The organism is Pseudomonas sp. UBA6276 (genome assembly GCF_002438365.1).
GTDB lineage: Bacteria > Pseudomonadota > Gammaproteobacteria > Pseudomonadales > Pseudomonadaceae > Aquipseudomonas > Aquipseudomonas coleopterorum.
Genome location: NZ_DJUS01000146.1, coordinates 1 through 19,355, shown reverse-complemented (window position 1 = coordinate 19,355; position 19,355 = coordinate 1). Strand labels below are relative to the sequence as shown.

Here is a 19,355-nt window from a genome sequence, read left to right as displayed (position 1 = left end):
CTGATCCGCAAGCAGAACATCGACATCCTCGATATTCCCGTGGCGGAGATTACCCGTCAGTACATGGGCTACGTCGAGTTGATGAAGAGCGTACGCCTGGAGCTGGCCGCCGAGTACCTGGTGATGGCCGCCATGCTCGCCGAGATCAAGTCGCGCATGTTGCTGCCGCGCAGCGCCGTGGTCGAGGACGAAGAGCACGATCCGCGTGCCGAGCTGATTCGCCGCCTGCAGGAATACGAGCGCTTCAAGGCGGCCGCCGAAGGGATCGACACCCTCAAGCGGGTGGGCCGTGATCTCTACGTGCCCAAGCTCGATGCGCCCCAGGCCAAGGTGCGCAAGCTGCTGCCCGAGGTCAGCCTGGAAGAGCTGCTGATGTCCATGGCCGACGTGTTGCGGCGCAGCGACATGTTCGAAAGCCACCAGGTCAGCCGTGAGGCGCTGTCGACCCGCGAGCGCATGAGCCAGGTGCTCGAACGCCTGCGCGGTGGCGGCTTCGTGCCTTTCGTCGAGCTGTTCGGTGTCGAGGAAGGCAAGCTCGGCGTGGTGGTGACCTTCATGGCCATCCTCGAACTGGTGAAGGAGCAACTGATCGAACTGGTGCAGAATGACGCCTTTGCCGCTATCCATGTGCGTGCCCGAGCCGAACAATGAACTTGACTGACCCGCGCGATCTGGCGCCGCTGCTTGAAGCCTTTCTGCTGGCCTCCGGAAAACCCCAGTCCCTGGAACGCCTCCATGAGCTGTTCGAGGAGGCCGAGCGGCCGGAGCCGGCGGTGTTCAAGAAGGCCCTTGAAGTCCTGACCAAATCCTGCGAGAAGCGCGCGTTCGAACTGGTCGAGGTAGCGTCCGGCTACCGCCTGCAGATCCGCGAGAAGTACGCGCCCTGGGTCGGCCGGCTCTGGGAAGAACGGCCGCAGCGCTATTCCCGTGCCCTGCTGGAGACCATGGCCCTGATCGCCTATCGCCAACCCATCACCCGCGGCGAGATCGAAGACGTGCGCGGCGTGGCGGTGAACAGCAATATCGTCAAGACCCTGGTGGAGCGTGAGTGGATCCGTGTGGTGGGTTATCGCGACGTGCCGGGCCGGCCGGCGATGTTCGCCACCACCAAGGCGTTTCTCGATCACTTCAACCTCAAGAGTCTCGACGAATTGCCGCCGCTGGCGGTTCTGCGCGAGATGGAACCCGAGTCGGTCCTCGACGACCACGACGAAGACGCGCCGGTGCCTGCCCATCTGCAGGCGTTGGCCGATGCCAGTGCCGAGGGTGAGGGCGAGGCACCGCCCAAGGACGAGACCAGCTTCCGCTCGTTGCTGGTGGAACTCGATTCGATGGAGCAGGGGCTCAAGATCGACTTCGATGATCTGCTCGAAGATCCTGCGCAGACGAACGACTCGACGCAGACCGACGACGAGCGTTGAATCTGCGGTGAGCCCTCTAGTGCAGGTGGCCGCACGCCTCCGATCGCTTGTGCGTCATACGACTGCTTCATCGGTGATTGTTGTGCCTGCGATGGTTTCTGCGAATCCACCGCCGAACAATCGCGCGGCAGTCTCGAATCCCGCCTGCCGTTCACCCTCCATCACCCGCCGCGCCGCTTCCACTGCGGCGACAGGGGTAAAGGAATAGCCGTTGACGGTTTCGATCCGCGAGCGCGCCATTTCCCCGTAGGCCCCCACAACTTCGGCCACTGCGCGGGCTTTGTGCGCATCACGATGTGCGACGTCGGGCCCGTCGGCCAACTGCGCGAGATCACCCTCGGGAAAGGCCTCACCGGAAATATGTACGTACATGGCGATATTGGCGATGCCTGTGGAGTGCCATGCAGTCACCAGGTCACCAAATGGCAACGGTGCACAGAGCACAGGACCGTCGCCAAAATCGAAGTAACGCGGTTGTGTTTCTGGCGTTGAAACCAGTTCGCCGTCCACTCGCGACAACGGGCCTGCGCCGATAATTTCGCTGACGCTTTTAGCAGAACCACGCGACATGGAGCCAGGTACTTGCAGCGCTATGCTCAGGGCATGCGGCTTGGCGACCCGTGCCGCGACATGCACTGCCAAACTGTCAGTCGTCGCAACGTCCCAGCCAACGCCTGGCAGCAACATGACATCGGACTTTGCTGCCTCGGCACCAAACCTTTCCGCAAGGCGGTAAACGTTGATCTCTGCGGTGATATCAAGATAGTCGACGCCGGCGTTGATGCAGGCATTCATCAGGGCTTCTGCCGTTTGCGCGAAAGGCCCCGCGAAGTTCAGCAGGACAGAGATGCTATCCAAATACCGTTCGGGTCGTTCATTGAGGGTGAATACCCTGTACGGTACGCCTAGCTGTATAGAAAGCGCCTTCAACGGCGCGGCGTCACGCCCGGCGATTTCGAAATTCAGTCCCAGCACCTTAGCGCGTTCTGCCGCCATGCGGCCGGTATAGCCAGTCGCCCCGTAGATCAAAAGTGTGCCCATGAGGATGGTTCCGCTGTGGTTTGGATGAGTTACCACAGTAGAGTGTGGCATGGGCGCGGGCGAAGGCCTTCCTACCCCGTACTTGCCTGTTCCTACCTTTCGCTTGTAACGCAAAAACGACGGAGATCACCATGTTGGCCAAGGACGCACTACTGAAAGAGCTGCGACGTCTGGCTTCGAAGGCAGGGAACCGCATGACTGAAACAGGCATTCCCCGGGTCTCGATGATTCAGGGGGATGTTCCCAAGCATTTGCTGGCCGCCGTATACGCGCCCATGGTCAACCTCATTTTGCAGGGCAGCAAAGCAATGACCGTTGGCGAACGTACTTTGCGCTATGACCCGGCCACGTACTTTGTGATGTCAGTCGATTTGCCCGCTGTGGGTACCTTGCATCCCGCATCGACCGGGGAGCCGTACCTTGCTGTCAGCCTGACACTCGATCCGACGGTGCTTTCCACATTGATATCTGATTTGCCCAAAAGCACCGAGATCTTCGAAGACAACGCAGGGTTTTCAGTTGCAGCCGTTACGCCGAAATTGATGGATGCGTGGGTGCGGATGTTGGGCTTGATGGAGACGCCTGATGAGGTCGCGGCCTTGGCCCCGATCTACGAGCGTGAAATTCTCTTTCGGGTGTTACAAGGGCCTCACGGCTGGATGTTACGAGACATCGCTGCGCCGAACACCGCTATGGCCAAGGTCAGTGTGGCGATTCAGCACATACGCAAAGACTTTGCCGATCCTATCCGCGTAGAGACCCTTGCCAGCAAAGCCGCCATGAGCGTGTCGGCGTTTCATCGCCACTTCAAATCCATCACTACTCTAAGTCCATTGCAGTATCAGAAGCGAGTTCGGTTACTCCAGGCGCGAACCCTGATGATGACCAACCCCGGCAGCGTCAGCAGCGCCGCTTTCGAAGTGGGCTATGAAAGTGTCAGCCAGTTTACCCGTGACTACACGCGTGTTTTCGGTCTGCCGCCTGCGCGAGATACCGCCAGAATTCAAGCCGAACTCAGCCCGCTCAGAGCCGATCGAGCGATTCAGGTGCGATAGCAAGCCCGCGGGCAGGAATTCCACCGTGACCAGCGCAAAAGCACCCATGTCGATGGCGGCCACTGCACTCCATGGCGCCAGAGCAGGGGTCAATGCTCAGTTGGTGATTGAATCCACTCGAACTGTTTGGGTCATGATTGAAGCCTGCTGGCAATACAGGCGCACACGGGTTGCGCCTGTTGCGTACAGGGTGGCGTTAGTAACCAACTCCACGCACGCCACCCGATGCCCGGATCGATTCACCCGTCACCCAGTGCGAGTCCTCGGACGCCAGGAAGACGGCCAAAGGCGCGATATCTTCTGGCTCGCCAAAGCGGCCTAGCGGCGTGCCGGCGATCAGTTTTTCACCGAACTCACCGTCGAAATTGCCTTTGGTGAGCGGCGTATTGGTGTGACCGGGCAGGATAGAATTGACGCGGATGCCTTTCGCGCCGAGTTCGCGCGCCAAGGCAAAGGTCAACGTGTCCACAGCCCCCTTGGTTGCCGAATAGACGCTCGATGCCAAGTACGGATCGGTGCTCAGGATAGAGCTGATATTGATAACGCTGCCCTTGCCGTCAAACAGTTTCACCGCCTCACGGACTGCTAGCAGATAGCCCAGAACGTTGACATTGAATTGATGATGGAACGCGTCCTCGGTAAGGTCCTCAATCATCTGAAACACCGCAACACCTGCGTTATTCACCAGGATATCCAGTGTGCCGAACTCAGTGGCAACAGTTTCGAACAAGCGCGATACATCAGCGCCTTTGCTCATGTCCGCTTGAACCGCGATGGCTGTGCCGCCTTTTTCCTGGATGAAAGCAACAACTGCGTCTGCCTCCGGCTTGCTTGAAGCGTAATTGATAACCACCGTAGCGCCTTGCGCGGCTAACGCTTTTGCGATCCCCGCGCCGATACCTTTGGAGGCGCCGGTGACAACGGCAATCTTTCCTTCAAGTTTCATGGGGTGACCTTCTCGAGTTGACTGATGATTTGCAATGCTCGCTGCGGTCAAGGGTTCAGACCTTTGCGCCTACCAACAGTATTCAATCAACGTCCGAGCAAACCTTTGCCGGTTCCTATCCAATCCTTGCCTGTTCTTATCAGAGCGCTTACGCGACGCTTTGGGAATACCCTGGCCCATGCTCCGCTTGAGTGCACGTGAGACGTGCAGGACCTTGCCGCTGCTCTGCGCGCCGCTCGTTTTCTGACTTTGTGGCCTGCACCAATGCGGGCATGCATCGCCCTTCTATGGAGCATTTAATTCATTAAAATTAAACCTTGAATTATTTGATTCTTGCTCCTAGTCTCGTTCACGACAGGCCTGCGCAAGTACCCAGGCCGCCATTGGCACTGACGTGAATCGGGGAGCTGGACATGAGCGTGAAAGTACTTTTGAGCATGGCTGTGGCCACTGCGTTTTCGGCCTCGGCACTGGCTGCCGATTGGACCGTCGGTGCCAACGTCGGCAACGTCCCTTGGGAGTTCCAGGACGCCAAGGGCGACATCGTCGGTTTCGAAGTCGATGTGGTGAAGGAAGTCGCCAAGCGCGCCGGCAAGACCGTGGAGTTCGTCAACATTCCTTTCAACGGTCTGTTCAGCGCCGTGCAGTCCAAGCGCGCGGACATCGCCATTTCTTCGATCACCATCACCCCCAAACGCCTGGAATCGGTCGGGTTCGCCCAGCCGTACTACGACAGCGACCAGTCGCTCTCGGTACTGACCAAGTCCGGCATCAAGGGCCTGGCCGACATGAGCGGCAAGGTGGTGGGCGTGGACACCGGTTCGACCGGCGACATGTGGGCCGCCCAGCACCAGGGTGAGTACAAGTTCAAGGACATCTCGCGCTACGAAGGGTTGTCGCCGGCCATGCTCGACCTGGCGTCCGGGCGCATGGACGGCTACATCAGCGACATTCCCGCCGTGCTCTATTACATCAAGGACAAGCCGCAGTATGCCGTGGTCGCGCGCATCCCCACCGGCGAGAAGTACTCACTGATGCACGCCAAGGGCTGGGCCGAAGGCGAGCGCGTGAACACCATCATCAGCGAGATGAAAAAAGACGGCGTGATCGCCGACCTGCACAAGAAGTGGTTCGGGGCAGCTGCCGCAGACGACTCCAGCACCGTGAAGGTCGTCGACGTACCCAAGTAAGTTCAGCCTTTCGCCCCGCCCGCTACCGGCTCACGACCAAGGGATCCGTTCATGGAGTTGCTACACACTTTCTTCAACTGGGACGTGTTCGTCGATGCGCTGCCGTTGATGCTGCGCGGCCTTGGCGTGACCATTGTGCTGGGCGTGGTGAGTATCGTGCTGGGCCTGGTCGGCGGGTTGCTGCTGGCCATGCTCAGGCTGTATGGCTACACCCCCGTGCGCTGGCTGGCGCGGGTCTACATCGACGTGCTGCGCTCGATCCCGCTGCTGGTGCTGCTGGTGCTGATCTACTACGCCTTGCCCTTTGTCGGCATTCGGCTGTCGTCCTTCGCCGCTGCGGTGGCCGCGCTGTCGCTGGTGTCGTGTGCCTACTCGGCGGAGATATTCCGCTCCGGCATCGAGGCCATTCCCAAGGGGCAGTTCGAAGCGGCGGCCTCCCAGGGCATGAGTTTCTTCAACACCATGCGCGACGTGATCCTGCCCCAGGCCATGCGCATCGTTCTGCCGCCGATGACCAGCAACTGCATCAACGTCATGAAGGACACCGCCCTGGCTTCGGTGGTGGCCATGCCCGACCTGCTCAAGCAGGCCACCCAGGCCCAGGCGCTGTCGGCCAACCCTACACCGCTGGTGGGGGCGGCGATCATGTACCTGTTGTTGCTGCTGCCCCTGGTGCAACTGGTCAGTTGGGTCGAGCGGCGCAACGGCAACGGAGGCAAGCGCGCATGAGCAACGTCATCGAAATCGAACGGCTGGACAAGTTCTACGGACCTTTCCAAGCCCTCACCGATATCAACCTGACCGTCGCCCAGGGCGAGGTGGTGGTGATCCTCGGTCCGTCGGGGTCGGGCAAGTCCACCCTGATCCGCTGCATCAACCTGCTCGAACCCTATCAGGGCGGCGACATCCGGGTGTCCGGGCAGCGCGTGGAAAACGGCGCCAAGCTCGCCGGTATCCGCTGCGAAGTGGGCATGGTCTTTCAGAACTTCAACCTCTATCCCCACCTCACGGTGCTGGCTAACGTGGCCTTGGCACCGGTGCGGGTGCGCGGCATGAATCGACGCGACGCACAGGAGCGCGCGCGACTGTTGCTGGAGAAGGTCGGCATGGGCAGCCACGCCGACAAGTACCCCAGTCAATTGTCCGGCGGCCAGCAGCAAAGGGTCGCGATTGCCCGGACCATGGCCATGGAGCCGCGAGTGATCCTGTTCGACGAACCCACCTCGGCACTGGACCCGGAGATGGTCGGCGAAGTGCTCGACGTGATGCAGAACCTGGCCCGGTCCGGTGTGACCATGATCGTGGTGACCCACGAGATGGGCTTCGCGCGCAAGGTCGCCGACCGGGTGATCTTCATGGAAACCGGCCGCATCATCGAACAGAACGCTCCGCAGGCATTCTTCACCGCGCCGCAGGAACCGCGAACTCAGGCGTTCCTGCAGGCCATCCTGCATCACTGACAGGCTTGACCCCTGACAAGCAACCGGGAGACTCACTTTGACTGCCCTCGATATCGACTACGTTCGTCGCCAATTCCCTGCACTCGCCGACGGCTACGGCTACCTGGACAATGCCGGCGGTTCGGCAGTGCTCAAGCCAGTGGCCGAGCGCATCAGCCACTACCTGCTCAACCATGCTGTGCAGTTGGGCGCCTCCTACGCGCCGTCGGTGCAGGCCGGCGAGAAAGTGCTCGAAGCACGTGCCTCGGTGGCCCAGCTGATCAATGCTCGTCACTCGGAAGAGTGCGTGATGGCCGGCTCGACCACGCTGCTGCTGCAATTGCTGGCACGGGCGATTGCACCCTCGATCGGGGCGGGCGACGAGATCATCGTCACCCACAGCGATCACGAAGCCAACATCGGCCCTTGGCAGCGCCTGTGCGAAGAACGCGGGGCCACGTTGCGCGTGTGGTCGGTGGATCCGTCCAGTCTGGAGCTGGAACTGCAGGACCTCCAAGCCCTGCTGGGACCGCGCACCCGTTACGTGGCGATGACCCACGCGTCGAACATTCTGGGCAGCGTCAACCCGGTCGCGCAGGTCGCCGAGCGCGTGCATGCCTGCGGTGCGAAGCTGGTGGTGGACGCGGTGGCGTACGCGCCGCACCGTCTGGTGGACGTGCAGGCCAGTGGCGCCGACTACTACGTCTTCAGTTTCTACAAGGTCTTCGGTCCCCATTTCGCCGTGCTGTGGGGCAAGCGCGAGCTGTTGCTGGAGTTGCCCAGCCTCAACCATTTCTTCATCGGCCAGGAGGTGCTGCCGTACAAACTGCAGCCGGGCAACGTCAACTACGAGCTGTCCTATGGCTGCATCGGCATCAGCGACTACCTGCTGGACATCGGCCGCCGTCTGGGCGGCGAAGGCAGCGAGCGGCAGATCATGCAGGCGGCCTTCGATGCGTTCGAAGTGCAGGAGAACGTGCTGGCCGAGATCCTTTTGGGCTATCTGCGCGAGGCCGACGGCGTGCGCATCATCGGCAAGCCGCGCGTCACCGCAGGTGACCGGGTGCCGACCATCAGCTTCGTGGTCGAGGGCGTGCAGTCCGAAGCGATCGTGCGTCGTGTCGATGCTGCGCGTTTGGGCATCCGTTTTGGTGACTTCTACGCCCGTCACTTGATCGAAGCACTGGGCCTGGCGCCTCAGGGCGGGGTGGTGCGCGTTTCCATCGCGCACTACAACACCGTCGACGAAATGACCCGACTGGTGGAATGCCTGGTCCACGCCATCGCAGAACTGCGTCCCCGCTGACCGTCATCGAGCCACCGAGCTATCGAGCCACAGACCCATGCCATTACCGCACACCCTTGAAGAGCTGCGCAGCGCCATCGCCGTCGGCCAGGACAAACTCACCGCGCGCATGCGCGATGCCGCGCAGTACGTGATCGAGCACCCCCATGACGTGGCGCTCAACACGGTCGCCGCCCTGGCCGCGCGTTCGCAGATTCCCGCTTCGGCGTTCATTCGCCTGGCTCAGGCCTTGGGCTACGGTGGCTTCAGCGACCTGCAGCGCGTGTGCAAGGCGCCGTTGGAAAAGGCCGGGCAGGGCAGCTTCAAGGAGCGTATCCGTCACTACCGCGGCGAACAGCTGCTGGACGATCCGACCGACGTGGGCGCCATGCTGGGCGCCTTCAGCCGGGCCAATATCGTCTCCCTCGAACACCTCGCCGAAGGGCAGCAGGTGCAGGCGCTGGAACAGGCCATCGCCCTGCTGCAACAGGCGCGAACCACCTTCGTGGTCGGCATGCGCCGTTCGTTTCCCATGGCCGCGTACCTCAGCTATGCCTTGAGCCGGGTCGGCCGCCGCGCCGTGCACATCAGCGGTCTGGGCGGCAGCCTGCGCGAGCAGGTGGGGGCGCTGCATGGCGAAGACGTGCTGGTGGCCGTCAGCTTTCCGCCCTATGCCCAGGAAACCATCGACGCCTGCAATCAGGCAGTCGCGGCCGGCACGCCGATCGTGGCCATCACCGACAGCCTGCTGAGCCCGATCGGCCAGTGCGCTGCGGTGATGATCGAAGTCGACGACGCCGAGCTGCTCGGTTTCCGCTCGCTGACCGCGGCGTTCTGCGTCGCCCAGACTCTGGCCATGGGCCTGGCCTTCGGCGATGGCCGCGACCATGAAGCCCTGAAAGACATCGACTGCTGAGGCCCCAGGCCCGGCTTTTTGCCCAACCTGCTGGAGAGCCGTACCGTGACATTCCCCCTCAGAGATCTGGTCGGTTATGGCCAGCAACGTCCTCAAGGTACTTGGCCCAATGGTGCCCGACTGGCGATCAGTCTGGTCATCAACTACGAGGAAGGCTCCGAGCGCTCCCTGGCCATGGGTGATCCCGATCAGGAAAGCATGACCGAGTGGGGCAGCTATCAGTTTCCCGATGGCGTGCGCAACCTGGCCATGGAATCGATGTACGAATACGGCTCGCGGGTCGGCATCTGGCGGATTCTGGAGATCTTGCAGAAGGCCAACGTGCCGTCCACCTTCCATGCCTGCGCGGTGGCGTTCGAACAGAATCCAGACGTGGCCCGCGCGGCGGTCGAGCTGGGCCATGAGGTGTGCAGCCATGGCTATCGCTGGGAGGAAGTGTTCCGCCTCACCGAGGCGCAGGAGCGCGAGCACATTCGCCTGGCCATCGAATCCTTCCAGCGCACCTGCGGCAAGCGCCCGGTGGGCTGGTACTGCCGCTATGGCGCCAGCGTGCGGACCCGTCGCCTGGTGGCCGAGGAGGGTGGGTTTCTCTACGACTCGGACGCCTACAACGATGACGTGCCGTACTTCGTCGACGTGGAAGGCAAACGCCACCTGGTGGTGCCGTACACCAGTGACGTCAACGATTTCCGTTACTGGAATTCACCGGGCCTCTCCCAGGCTTCGGATTTTCTCGAGTACATGAAGGAAAGCTTCGAGGTGCTGCACGAGGAGTCCGCGAACGGTCTGCGCATGATGTCCGTCGGCCTGCATCCACGCATGGTCGGCCGCCCAGGCCGGGTGCGCGCCCTGCAGAAGTTCATCGAATACGCCCAGGGCCACGAAGGCGTCTGGTTCGCCACCCGCGAACAGATCGCCCAGGCCTGGCTGGAACGTGACGCCGCCGCAGTGTGAAAGCGGCTCTCTTTACCCGAAGACACTCTCCCACCTGATCGCGCTGTGCTGTTCCTGGCTCAGGTCCAGCACGCTTTCCACGTGGGCGAGGTGATGCAGCATCAGGGCAATGGCGCGTTCCTCGTCCTGCGCTTCGATGGCGGCAACGATTGCACCGTGTTCGTCCTCCGGGCAGGCGTGCATCTGCGGACCATCGTAGAGTGCATGCATCAGTGAGGTGACCGGACACAACTGGCGCATGATGCGGGTAATGAAGCTGTTGCCGGCGATCTCGGCCAGCAGGCTGTGGAAATCGCCGGACAGCTTGATCAGCGCGCGGCGGTCCTGGTTCTTGCGCGCCATGGCCTCCTTTTTCAGGTGTGCATGCAGTGGCTTGCGTTGGGCCTTGGTCGAGCGATGGATGACGTTGCGAAGGATCTCCGGTTCCAGCAGCCGGCGGGTGGCGAACAGGTCGCGGGTTTCCTGCACGGTGGGGCTGGTGACGAACGCGCCGCGGTTGGGGTGGAGCTTGACCAGACCTTCCTTGGCGAGCGCCATCAAGGCCTGGCGGATCTTGTTGCGACCCACGCCGAAAGCGATCGCCAGCTTCTCCTCGGCCAGCTTGATACCCGGCGGCAGGCGGTGCTCCATGATGGCGATGGTGATGTGTTCGGCGATGCCGTCGGCATCCTGTGGTGTGCTCAGATCCATATCCGTTTCCTGACGTACCCTTGCCCGCGGTCACCCGCGGATGCGTCGGCTGATGCCGGTCAATTTTTCCATCACGATCATCATCACCAGGGTGACAATGACCAGCACGCTGGACAGAGCGGCGATGGTGACGTCCAGCTTGCTCTCCAGGTCCTGCCACATGCGGATCGGCAGCATGTCGGTGCGCGCGTCGCGCAGGAACAGCGAGACGGCAGTGTTATCGAACGACGACATGAACGCAATGAATGCCCCGGCCGCGATGCCCGGCGCAATCAACGGCAAGGTAATGCGCCGCAACGCGTGAGCTCTCGAGGATCCCAGGCTGGCCGCGCTTTCCAGCAGCGTCGGCGGTAATTGCATCAGCGCCGAAGAGGTGGTTCGGATGACGTAGGGTACGCAGACCACGGTGTGACCGATCACCAGCGTGGTCATCGACACCGGCACGCCCAGCTCGCTGAAAAAGATCAGCGCCGACAAGCCGAACGCCAGCCCCGGCAGAATCAATGGCGACATGAACAGCGCGTCGAGGCAGCGCGCTGTCTTGCTTGTGGAACGGGCGATTGCCAGCGAGGCGGCAGTGCCCATGACCACACACAAGAGCGTGGTCATCGACGCCACCAGAAAACTGTTCCACGCCGCGAAATGCAGGGTGAACGCCTTGAGCAGGGCGACATACCAGCGTGTCGAGAAGCCTTGGGGCGGAAAGCGCAGTGAATAGCTGTCGGTGAACGAGACGATCAGCACGATAAGCGTAGGCGCCAACAGCAGAATCAAGGCGGCCCAGGCCACCAGATAGAGTGTGGCCTTGAGGACGATATCAGACAGGTCGTTGCGACGTCCCATGCTCATGTGGTTGCGTACCCCTTGCTGAGGCGGCCCAGGTAGCTCAACAGCGTCACGCAGCCGATCACGGCCACCAGAAACACCAGTGAGATAGCCGCCGCGTATGGCCAGTTCTGCAGGGACGACGCCTGCTGGTAGATGTACATCGGCATGAACAGCATCTGCCCGCCGCCCACCAGAGACTGGGTGATGAAGGCGGTGATGGTCGCCGAGAAGGTCAGCAGGCTGCCGGCGATGATGCCCGGCAGCGACAGCGGCACGGTGATCCGCCGGAAGGTGCGCCAGGCATTGGCGCCCAAGGCGGCGGAGGCATCCTCCAGATTGCTTTCCAGGCGCTGCAAGGTAGTGATCAGGGGCAGGGTCATCAGCGGCAACTGCACATTGGCCAGCGCCCAGATCAACCCTTCTCGGGAGTAGAGCAGGCGCAGCGGCTTGTCGATCCATGCCCAGCCCAGCAGCAGTTCGTTGACGATGCCCTGGCGCCCGAGGATCACCACCCAGGCGAAGGTGCGCACCACCACGCTGGTCAGCAGAGGCATGACGATGATCATCATCAGCACCTTCTGGGTGGTCGGCGAGCTGCGCACGTAGGCCCAGGCCAGAGCGTAGCCCAGGCCGAGGCACAGCACGGTAACCTGCACGCCGAGCCACAAGGTATCGCCAAGCACGCGCAAGGCCAGGCCTTCGCCGAAGATCTTCGCGTACTGCGCTACGCCCCAGACGCTGACGGCGGTGTCGTCGTGCAGGCTGACCAGCACCAGCAACAACAGCGGCGTGATGAAGAACAGCACGAAGAATGCTGCCAACGGCAGACCGTAGCGCAGGCTGTACACGGTGACGTCATGGTTTCGGGCGCTCACGTGCCGGACTCCTCACAGCGGGAAGGGATGGCTCCAGGCATGGTTCAGACCTGGATGTCCTTGTTGAAGCGCTCGATCCAGCCCGCCCGGTTCGGATTGATCACCTTCCAGTCCTGAAAGCGAAACCGGGATTTCATTTCTGCCTGGTCCTTGGCCAGTGATTCGGCTATCTCGCCAGACATCTTCACCTGCATGTTGGTCGGCACTACCAGGTAGGGCGCTTCCATCAGCTGCGATTGCACCTGGGGCGACATCGACGCCTCGATCAAGGCGAAAGCCAGATCGCGATTCGGTGAGTTCTTGACGATATGGATACTGGTCTTGAAAGCGATCGCGCCTTCCTTGGGCGCCACCCATTCCACCGGTACGCCACGGGCCTTGAGGATCTGGATGGCGTTGAAGTTGCCCGGGCTGATGTCGATCTGGCCCTGCTGGAACAGCGAAGCCAGTTGACCGGGGTTGGCGGCGACGGCGGCCAGGTTGGGCTTGAGTTTGGTCAGCAGTTCAAAGGCCGGCTCGATGTTGCTGTCCGAGCCGCCATACAGTTTGGCCAGCTCGACCATGAAGCCGGTGCCCAGAGAGGAGTTCATGTTGGTGATGCCTACCCGGCCCTTGTACTCGGGCTTCCACAAGTCCATCCAGGAGTCGGGAGGGGTCTGGATGGTGTCCGGGTTATAGGTCAGGCCAACGATCTGATAGAAGATGCTCGGCCCCATCGGATCTTGGGCTTCGGGCATCAACTGCTGGTAGTAGGCGCTGTCCGCCACCGGGTAGGGCTCGATCAAGCCCTGTTCGATGGCGGTCAGGGCAGGGCCCGGATCGTGCAACATGACGTCGATAGGCGGATGTTCACGGGAGGCCATGACCTTGGAAATCTGGTCGACTGAGATCATCGGGTCGAGAATGACGTTCGCGTCTTTCATGTGTTCCAGCGCGGCAGGCACCAGCACAGCCTTGTGGGCTTCTTCCCAACTGCCGGTAAACGTCGCGAACACCAGATTGCGCGCTTGAGCCATGGTCAGCTGCGGGAACAGCTGCAGTGCGCCCAAGGCCAGGGCGGATTGCATGATGCGTCTGCGGGAAATATCCATCGTCGATTCCTCGTGCGGGTCAGTTCAGGGCTGCAGGCTGGGCGCGGTAAACGTGGTGATCGCGTGGGCGCTGATAGGCCGCAGGCCCACCTGAGTGCCGGGCTTCAATGGCTCGGCACCCAGGCCGCGTGGCGAAGCGATCTTGATTCGCTGTCCGCCGGGCGTGAGCATTTCGTGGACGATCGAAGGGCCCAGTGGCAGGCCCAGTTCGACCTGGGCGGGAAACCCGTCGCCTGCGGTGGTCAGTTCCAGGTTCTCGGGGCGGATGCATGCCACTACGGCGCTTCCGGGCCGAGCGTCCTGCGGGGTGCGGCAGGCCAGCAGGCTGCCGTCGGCCAGGCGTACTCGAGCCGACTCCCCGGCGTAGCTTTCCAGGGTCCCGGGCAACACGTTGGCGTTGCCGACGAAGGTATTGACGAACAGGCTGCTGGGCGAATCGTAGATCTTCGACGGCGCGGCGAACTGCTCCAGGCGGCCGGCGTTCAGCACCGCCACACGGTCGGCCATCGACAGTGCTTCTTCCTGATCGTGGGTGACCATCACGCAGGTCACGCCCGACTGGCGCTGGAGCCGCTTGATCTCGATCTGCATGTCCATGCGCAGGCTTTTGTCCAAGGCCGAGAACGGCTCGTCGAGCAACAGGATTCGCGGTTCCACGGCCAATGCCCGGGCCAGTGCCACGCGCTGCTGCTGACCGCCGGAGAGCTGACGTGGATAGCGATCGGCCAGATGGCCGAGCTGGATCATGTCGAGCATTTCATCGATGCGCGGCTTGCGCCGGGCGCGTGGAACGCGGCGAGCGTCCAGGTCGTAGGCAATGTTTTCGGCCACGCTCAAGTGAGGAAACAAGGCGTAGTTCTGGAACACGATGCCGATGTCGCGATGATGCGCAGGCAAGTGGTCGACGAGCTTGCCACCAATCACTACCTTGCCGGAGGTTTGCGGCTGAAAGCCGCCGATGATGCGCAGCAGGGTGGTCTTGCCACAGCCGGACGGCCCCAGCAGCGCGACCAACTCGCCGGCAGCCACTTCCAGGGTGATGTGGTCGACCGCCGGTGTGGCGCCGGCGTACTGGTGGAAGATGTCGTCCAGGGTAAGGTCGAAACCGGCGGTGGCAGTCTTCATGCGGGGTCTCGCAGTGCTGAACTAGGTTATATGGCTCGAAGCAATGCATGTGCCAAGCAGGACAGAGCCGGTCTTCGCACGGTTTAACTCGTTGTTTTAAATGAACCGATGGTTGTGTGCGGACTATCCTGGAATCTGGATTGTGCACAAAATAGTGAAATAAGAATTGCACCGGATCAGTGCTCAATCTGCTGGTTTTCACTATTATGTTGCTTGCCAGCCGCCCGGAACTGCTTGCCCGCATCCGCTGTTACGGCACCTAAGCGCGGCGGCGCGGATCTTGCTGAAACAGCGGTATCAGCCTTTCGCAGTGGAGTGACCCATGGATATTCATCGTCTCAAGGCGCAGCAGATCGCTCACCTGGTCAACACTCGTCAGCTAAGCGCGGTCGAGGTGGCGACAGCGGTGTGCGATCGTCTCGAGCGGGTGAATCCGTCGCTCAATGCGTTCATCGATTATCAGCGGGCCGACGTGCTGGCTCGAGCGCGTAGCAGCGACCAGCGGGTCGCCGCCAAGGAATATCTGCCTTTGGCCGGCGTACCGTTCAGTGTCAAGGACAACCTCTGGTTGGGCGGCCGACCGGCGACTTTCGGTTCCAGCGTGTTTGCCGACTTCGTGGCGCCGCGCGACTCCTGGTGCGTGCAACGCCTGAACGAGCTGGGCGGGGTGGCGCTGGGGATGACCAACTGTTCCGAGTTTGCCTGCAAGGGCATCACCACCAACCCGTTGCACGGCACCACCCGCAACCCGTGGAACCTGGCACTGACTCCGGGTGGATCGTCAGGGGGCGCGGTGGCTGCGGTGGCGGCCGGATTGGGGCCGTTGGCCCTGGCGACCGACGCGGGTGGCTCCACGCGGCGTCCCGCCGCGCACACCGGGCTGGTCGGCTTCAAACCGAGCCTTGGCGCCGTACCCAATCCTTGGGGGTTCGCCGACCCCAACCATCTGCTCTCGGTGATCGGCCAACTGGGGCGCGATGTCGAGGACGTTACCCTCATGGCTCGCAGTCTGTTCGCCTGGTACGCCGCCGACCCCTTGTCACAGCCGCATTTCAGTGCCCAGTCGCTGGCTCGACAGTCACGGGACCAGCGGTCGCTGCGGGTCGCCTGGTCGCCGGACCTGGGCCTGGGCATGGCGCTGGACAGCGATGTGGCCATGGCCATGGCGGCCGCATTGGCGACACTGCAACGCGCTGGCTGGTCCATCGAGATCGCCAGTCCCCGCTGGCCAGGCGGCCTGGAAGGTTATGCGTTGCTGGGCTTGCAGCATACGGCTTTGGCCGCACAGTTCGGGGGGCTTGCAGATGATCAGTTGCAGCGCCTGGACCCAGACATCCTGGCGCAGATCGAAACAGGTCGGGCGCTTTCCGGCGTACACACGGCCCGCTTGCTGGAATTGCGCAACGGCCTGTCGCTGAGCCTGGCCACATTCTTCGACGACTATGATCTGCTGCTGTGTCCGACCGCGCCGGTGGAAGCCTGGGCCGTGGGGCAATTGTGCCCCGCGACCATTGGCGGTCAGCCCGCCGGGCCGCGCGGACATGCCGGTTATACCCCGGTGTTCAACTACTGCGGGGTGCCCGCACTATCGTTGCCTTGTGGCTTCGGCAAGCACGGGCTGCCGGTGGGGCTGCAGGTGGTTGCCGCGCGCTACATGGACGGGCGCGTGCTTCAGGCCGCCGCGGAAATGGAGCGGGTGCTGGGCCTGTCGTTCGAGGCGCCCATGCTGCGCAACCAAGGTATCCCCCAACCCCTGTAGCAGCGGCGCAAGCCGCGTCGGCGGCACATGCGGTTTGGCAGACACCCAGCGGTCACCCCGGACGCCACTACAGGAGGGCCTGTAACTCCGCTGGCAAGCCTTGGTTGGGTTTGGCCGGCGGGCGGGCAAAGCTGCCTTGGGTGGCCCGACCGGCCTGCAGGCGGTGCAACAACTGCGCCTGGGCCACGCCGCACGACACGCCGTCCACCACCGGAACCGGCAACCGCCCGGCCAACCCCCGCGCCAGCCCAGCCAGTGGGGCACCGGCGAGGATCAGCACGTCGGCGCCATCTGCGTTCACCGCCAGGTGGCTGAGCTCCAGTAGGCGCTCGGCATGATCTTCCTGAACGCTGCCAGCGTCGCGCAACGGGCGGTCCAGATGGCGAATGCTGGCCAGGCGGTCGAGCATGCCGTTCTGTGCCACGCACTCACGGTACCAACTGGTGATACGCCGGGAGATGGCGATGATCGAGATCCTCTGGCCCAGTTGGGCGGCCGTCATCAATGCCGCTTCGGTCATGCCCACCACCGGCACGTCCAGTACCTCCTTGAGCGCAAGCAGCCCGGGATCACCGAATGCTGCCACCAGTACTGCGTCGTAGCTGCCCAGGCGCTCCCCGGCGATCACTGTGGCTGCGTGGGCGCCGAGCAGGGCTTCGAAGCGGGTCTCGATGTAAGCCACACCGCTCGCCGCGGTCGCCATCTGGATCTGCGTATCCGCAGCCGCAGTGCGGTGCGCTTCTGCCTCGATCAGGTCGGTGACACTGTGGGAGATATTGGGATTGATGATCAGCAGTCTCATGGCGGTTCCTGGCGGTCAGGTTGCGTGGGCGTCAGCCGAAAATTGCCTGCAGGTCGATTTCGGCTTCTTCTTCAACCGATAGGTCCAGCGTCGCCTCGATGTGGTCCAGGTGCCCCAGCATCAAGGCGATGGCTGCCTCGACCTGGCCTCGCTCCATGGCTTCGACGATTTCGGTGTGCTCATGGTTGGGGCAGGCAGGCACGTTCGGCGAGTCGTACAGCAGAATGATCAGGCAAGTCAGCGAGGACAGCTCGCGCATCAGTTTGACCAGGGGTGGGCTGTCGACCATCTGCGCGATCAGCAGATGAAACTCGCCGGACAGGCGAATCACCGCGCGCTTGTCGCCTGTCTCGCGAGCGGCGCGTTCTTCAGCCACGTGGGCGTGCAGGCCACTGAACTGCTGGCTGTCGGCCTTGGCCACCAGGCTACGGATCAGCGCCGGCTCCAGAATGCGCCGGGCCTGAAAGACATGCCGGGCTTCCTCCACCGACGGGCTGGCGATGAACGCACCCCGATTGGGAATGGTGGTGACGACTCCCTCATGGGCCAGGCGCGCCAGCACCTCGCGGATGCGTGTGCGATTGACCTGGAACACCCCGGCCAGCTTCTCCTCCACCAGCTTGGTACCGGGGATCAGGCGGTGCTCCATCACGGCGTTGAGGATGCGCTCGTAGATGCCATCGCGGGTACTGCCGGTGCCCAGGATCTGCCCAGTACTGCGAACACGACGCGAGCGGGGGGAGAGTGTTTGTTGATCGAGCACGTAAAGGCTCCTCGTAAGCTTCGTTACTGTCAGATGGCGGATTGTCACAAAATGGTGTGTGGTTGTCCAAACATGCACCACGGCGACCCATAGGCGGGCAGCGATCGGTTTCCTGGCCATGATCAGCGCGTACTCACGGGCGCAGTGTGCGACCGCGAAAACCGCTGCGTGCGGTTAGCGAGGCCCCGCTGTGCAGCCCCTGAGCTCCAGAGGCCTGCTTTGAAACCAACGCGGTTTCCAGCCAGTGCCACAAACATGGCATAACGGTTGCAAACTCTTTGCCACAAAGCCTTAGCCTTTAGTGACAATTGGAGAAGCCCGATGCCAGCTATTCGTTCGTGCACTACCTTGCTCAAGCGTGCCGTTTCGGCCTTGGTGTTGAGCCTCGGCATGATGGCCATGTCCCATGCCGACGAAGCCAAACCGGTCAAACTCGGTTACGCCAAGTGCGCCCACTGCACGCCGTTGTCCCTGACGCCGCAAAACGCCACCGGGGTGAAACTCGACGCCATTGCCTTCAACACTGGCAACGACGTACTCACGGCGCTGCTGTCCAAGAGCATCGACGTGGCGCAGGTCACCTACCTGCATTACGCCACCGCGCTGGACAAGGGGTTCGACGTGGTGGCCGTGTCCGGGCAGATCAACGGCGGCTCACAGATTCTGGTGGGCAACGACCTGCCGCTGCAGCCAGGCGACTGGGTCGGCTTGAAGGCGCTCATCGACAAGTACAAGGCCGAAGACAAGCCTTTCCGTGTCGCCGCTTCGCGCGGCAACGCCCAGGATATCCATATGCGTGGGGCGTTCCTCAAGCACGGCATCGATATCAACAAGGATGTGCAATTCATCAACATCCCCAACCCGTCTGACCACGTGCAGGCACTGCGCCGCGGCGAAGTGGAGCTGATCACATCGGTGGACCCGTTCGCCACGCAGATCCGCGAGGTCAAGGCGGCCAAGTTCTTCGACTTTCCCTACGATCAGGCTGCTGGCAAGTTGACCAACCTGATCGTTACCCGCTCCGATGTGATCGAGGACAACCGCAAGGGCGTCGAGGAAACAGTGCGTTCCATCGTCAAGGTCAATGACCTGATGGCCAACGACAAGCCGCTGTTCATCGACACCATCCAGAAAGTCACCGGGCTGGACAAGGCCATCGCCGCCGGCGCGGTCGA

The 19,355-nt window shown here is 62.3% G+C and carries 20 protein-coding genes; 11 read left to right on the top strand and 9 right to left on the bottom strand.

What is annotated here, in order from left to right:
- Together B2V21_RS17080 and scpB are read left to right on the top strand one after the other, a co-directional pair.
- The coding region (locus B2V21_RS17080) for a segregation and condensation protein A (RefSeq protein ID WP_286917490.1) at nucleotides 1–651 on the top strand (651 nt) is incomplete at its 5' end.
- Nucleotides 648–1,421, top strand: coding sequence for an SMC-Scp complex subunit ScpB (gene scpB / locus B2V21_RS17075; protein WP_286917489.1), 774 nt, complete (start codon nucleotides 648–650; stop codon nucleotides 1,419–1,421). The genes B2V21_RS17080 and scpB, both read left to right, overlap by 4 nt.
- Nucleotides 1,422–1,475: 54 nt before the next feature.
- Here scpB and B2V21_RS17070 read toward each other — a convergent pair whose 3' ends face one another.
- Nucleotides 1,476–2,462, bottom strand: a complete 987-nt coding sequence (locus tag B2V21_RS17070) for a saccharopine dehydrogenase family protein (RefSeq protein ID WP_286917488.1) — start codon at nucleotides 2,460–2,462, stop codon at nucleotides 1,476–1,478.
- Nucleotides 2,463–2,593: 131 nt separating this feature from the next.
- Here B2V21_RS17070 and B2V21_RS17065 point away from each other — a divergent pair, with 131 nt between their 5' ends.
- Nucleotides 2,594–3,517, top strand: a complete 924-nt coding sequence (locus B2V21_RS17065; protein WP_286917487.1) for an AraC family transcriptional regulator — start codon at nucleotides 2,594–2,596, stop codon at nucleotides 3,515–3,517.
- 196 nt (nucleotides 3,518–3,713) lie between these two features.
- Here the strand turns inward: B2V21_RS17065 and B2V21_RS17060 are convergent, their stop codons facing one another.
- Nucleotides 3,714–4,463, bottom strand: coding sequence for an SDR family NAD(P)-dependent oxidoreductase (locus B2V21_RS17060; protein ID WP_122741692.1), 750 nt, complete (start codon nucleotides 4,461–4,463; stop codon nucleotides 3,714–3,716).
- A 413-nt stretch (nucleotides 4,464–4,876) separates the two neighbouring features.
- Here B2V21_RS17060 and B2V21_RS17055 point away from each other — a divergent pair, with 413 nt between their 5' ends.
- From B2V21_RS17055 to B2V21_RS17030, 6 genes are read left to right on the top strand one after another with little or no spacing between them, the layout of a single operon-like run.
- Nucleotides 4,877–5,653 carry a transporter substrate-binding domain-containing protein gene (locus B2V21_RS17055; RefSeq protein ID WP_049861031.1) on the top strand — a complete coding sequence of 259 codons (777 nt, stop codon included), beginning with the start codon at nucleotides 4,877–4,879 and terminating at the stop codon, nucleotides 5,651–5,653.
- Between the two features lie 51 nt (nucleotides 5,654–5,704).
- On the top strand, nucleotides 5,705–6,382 hold the full coding sequence (locus B2V21_RS17050) for an amino acid ABC transporter permease (RefSeq protein WP_286917486.1): 678 nt from the start codon (nucleotides 5,705–5,707) through the stop codon (nucleotides 6,380–6,382).
- A complete protein-coding gene (locus tag B2V21_RS17045; RefSeq protein ID WP_056843248.1) occupies nucleotides 6,379–7,113 on the top strand; it encodes an amino acid ABC transporter ATP-binding protein in 735 nt (244 codons plus the stop codon). Before B2V21_RS17050 ends, B2V21_RS17045 begins: the two co-directional genes overlap by 4 nt.
- Nucleotides 7,114–7,150: 37 nt before the next feature.
- Nucleotides 7,151–8,398: a cysteine desulfurase-like protein gene (locus B2V21_RS17040; protein ID WP_286917485.1), complete on the top strand. Its 1,248-nt coding sequence runs from the start codon at nucleotides 7,151–7,153 to the stop codon at nucleotides 8,396–8,398.
- A gap of 37 nt (nucleotides 8,399–8,435) precedes the next feature.
- Nucleotides 8,436–9,293 (top strand): MurR/RpiR family transcriptional regulator, encoded by an 858-nt coding sequence (locus B2V21_RS17035; protein WP_286917484.1) that lies wholly within the window; start codon nucleotides 8,436–8,438, stop codon nucleotides 9,291–9,293.
- A gap of 45 nt (nucleotides 9,294–9,338) precedes the next feature.
- On the top strand, nucleotides 9,339–10,247 hold the full coding sequence (locus B2V21_RS17030) for an allantoinase PuuE (protein WP_286917483.1): 909 nt from the start codon (nucleotides 9,339–9,341) through the stop codon (nucleotides 10,245–10,247).
- 12 nt (nucleotides 10,248–10,259) lie between these two features.
- Here B2V21_RS17030 and B2V21_RS17025 read toward each other — a convergent pair whose 3' ends face one another.
- Genes B2V21_RS17025 through B2V21_RS17005 form a run of 5 tightly spaced genes read right to left on the bottom strand, consistent with a single transcriptional unit; the run spans nucleotide 10,260 to nucleotide 14,856 of the window.
- Complete coding sequence (locus tag B2V21_RS17025) at nucleotides 10,260–10,937, bottom strand: GntR family transcriptional regulator (protein WP_286917482.1); 678 nt, start codon at nucleotides 10,935–10,937, stop codon at nucleotides 10,260–10,262.
- A 30-nt stretch (nucleotides 10,938–10,967) separates the two neighbouring features.
- Complete coding sequence (locus B2V21_RS17020) at nucleotides 10,968–11,786, bottom strand: ABC transporter permease (RefSeq protein ID WP_286917481.1); 819 nt, start codon at nucleotides 11,784–11,786, stop codon at nucleotides 10,968–10,970.
- Nucleotides 11,783–12,640, bottom strand: coding sequence for an ABC transporter permease (locus B2V21_RS17015; RefSeq protein WP_286917480.1), 858 nt, complete (start codon nucleotides 12,638–12,640; stop codon nucleotides 11,783–11,785). The genes B2V21_RS17020 and B2V21_RS17015 overlap by 4 nt, the downstream gene beginning before the upstream one ends.
- 44 nt (nucleotides 12,641–12,684) lie before the next feature.
- A complete protein-coding gene (locus B2V21_RS17010; RefSeq protein ID WP_286917479.1) occupies nucleotides 12,685–13,731 on the bottom strand; it encodes an ABC transporter substrate-binding protein in 1,047 nt (348 codons plus the stop codon).
- 24 nt (nucleotides 13,732–13,755) lie between these two features.
- On the bottom strand, nucleotides 13,756–14,856 hold the full coding sequence (locus B2V21_RS17005; protein ID WP_286917478.1) for an ABC transporter ATP-binding protein: 1,101 nt from the start codon (nucleotides 14,854–14,856) through the stop codon (nucleotides 13,756–13,758).
- A 322-nt stretch (nucleotides 14,857–15,178) separates the two neighbouring features.
- Between B2V21_RS17005 and B2V21_RS17000 the strand changes: the two genes are divergently transcribed.
- The gene (locus B2V21_RS17000; protein WP_286917477.1) at nucleotides 15,179–16,615 is read left to right on the top strand and encodes an amidase; all 1,437 of its coding nucleotides are present in this window, start codon (nucleotides 15,179–15,181) and stop codon (nucleotides 16,613–16,615) included.
- A gap of 67 nt (nucleotides 16,616–16,682) precedes the next feature.
- On the opposite strand, the gene B2V21_RS16995 is transcribed toward B2V21_RS17000, so the two are convergent.
- Nucleotides 16,683–17,417: an aspartate/glutamate racemase family protein gene (locus B2V21_RS16995; RefSeq protein WP_286917476.1), complete on the bottom strand. Its 735-nt coding sequence runs from the start codon at nucleotides 17,415–17,417 to the stop codon at nucleotides 16,683–16,685.
- A gap of 31 nt (nucleotides 17,418–17,448) precedes the next feature.
- Entirely contained in the window at nucleotides 17,449–18,180 is a 732-nt protein-coding gene (locus B2V21_RS16990; RefSeq protein ID WP_286917475.1) for a GntR family transcriptional regulator, read from the bottom strand.
- A gap of 321 nt (nucleotides 18,181–18,501) precedes the next feature.
- On the opposite strand from B2V21_RS16990, the gene B2V21_RS16985 reads away from it, so the two are divergent.
- The coding region (locus B2V21_RS16985) for an ABC transporter substrate-binding protein (RefSeq protein ID WP_286917474.1) at nucleotides 18,502–19,355 on the top strand (854 nt) is incomplete at its 3' end.

Coding starts and splice junctions, on each gene's coding strand:
- B2V21_RS17020 (WP_286917481.1), bottom strand. CDS start 11,786: ATGAGCATGGGACGTCGCAACGACCTGTCTGATATCGTCCTCAAGGCC.
- B2V21_RS17050 (WP_286917486.1), top strand. CDS start 5,705: ATGGAGTTGCTACACACTTTCTTCAACTGGGACGTGTTCGTCGATGCG.
- B2V21_RS17070 (WP_286917488.1), bottom strand. CDS start 2,462: ATGGGCACACTTTTGATCTACGGGGCGACTGGCTATACCGGCCGCATG.
- B2V21_RS17055 (WP_049861031.1), top strand. CDS start 4,877: ATGAGCGTGAAAGTACTTTTGAGCATGGCTGTGGCCACTGCGTTTTCG.
- B2V21_RS17000 (WP_286917477.1), top strand. CDS start 15,179: ATGGATATTCATCGTCTCAAGGCGCAGCAGATCGCTCACCTGGTCAAC.
- B2V21_RS17010 (WP_286917479.1), bottom strand. CDS start 13,731: ATGGATATTTCCCGCAGACGCATCATGCAATCCGCCCTGGCCTTGGGC.
- B2V21_RS17045 (WP_056843248.1), top strand. CDS start 6,379: ATGAGCAACGTCATCGAAATCGAACGGCTGGACAAGTTCTACGGACCT.
- B2V21_RS17035 (WP_286917484.1), top strand. CDS start 8,436: ATGCCATTACCGCACACCCTTGAAGAGCTGCGCAGCGCCATCGCCGTC.
- B2V21_RS16995 (WP_286917476.1), bottom strand. CDS start 17,417: ATGAGACTGCTGATCATCAATCCCAATATCTCCCACAGTGTCACCGAC.
- B2V21_RS17060 (WP_122741692.1), bottom strand. CDS start 4,463: ATGAAACTTGAAGGAAAGATTGCCGTTGTCACCGGCGCCTCCAAAGGT.
- scpB (WP_286917489.1), top strand. CDS start 648: ATGAACTTGACTGACCCGCGCGATCTGGCGCCGCTGCTTGAAGCCTTT.
- B2V21_RS17065 (WP_286917487.1), top strand. CDS start 2,594: ATGTTGGCCAAGGACGCACTACTGAAAGAGCTGCGACGTCTGGCTTCG.
- B2V21_RS17025 (WP_286917482.1), bottom strand. CDS start 10,937: ATGGATCTGAGCACACCACAGGATGCCGACGGCATCGCCGAACACATC.
- B2V21_RS17005 (WP_286917478.1), bottom strand. CDS start 14,856: ATGAAGACTGCCACCGCCGGTTTCGACCTTACCCTGGACGACATCTTC.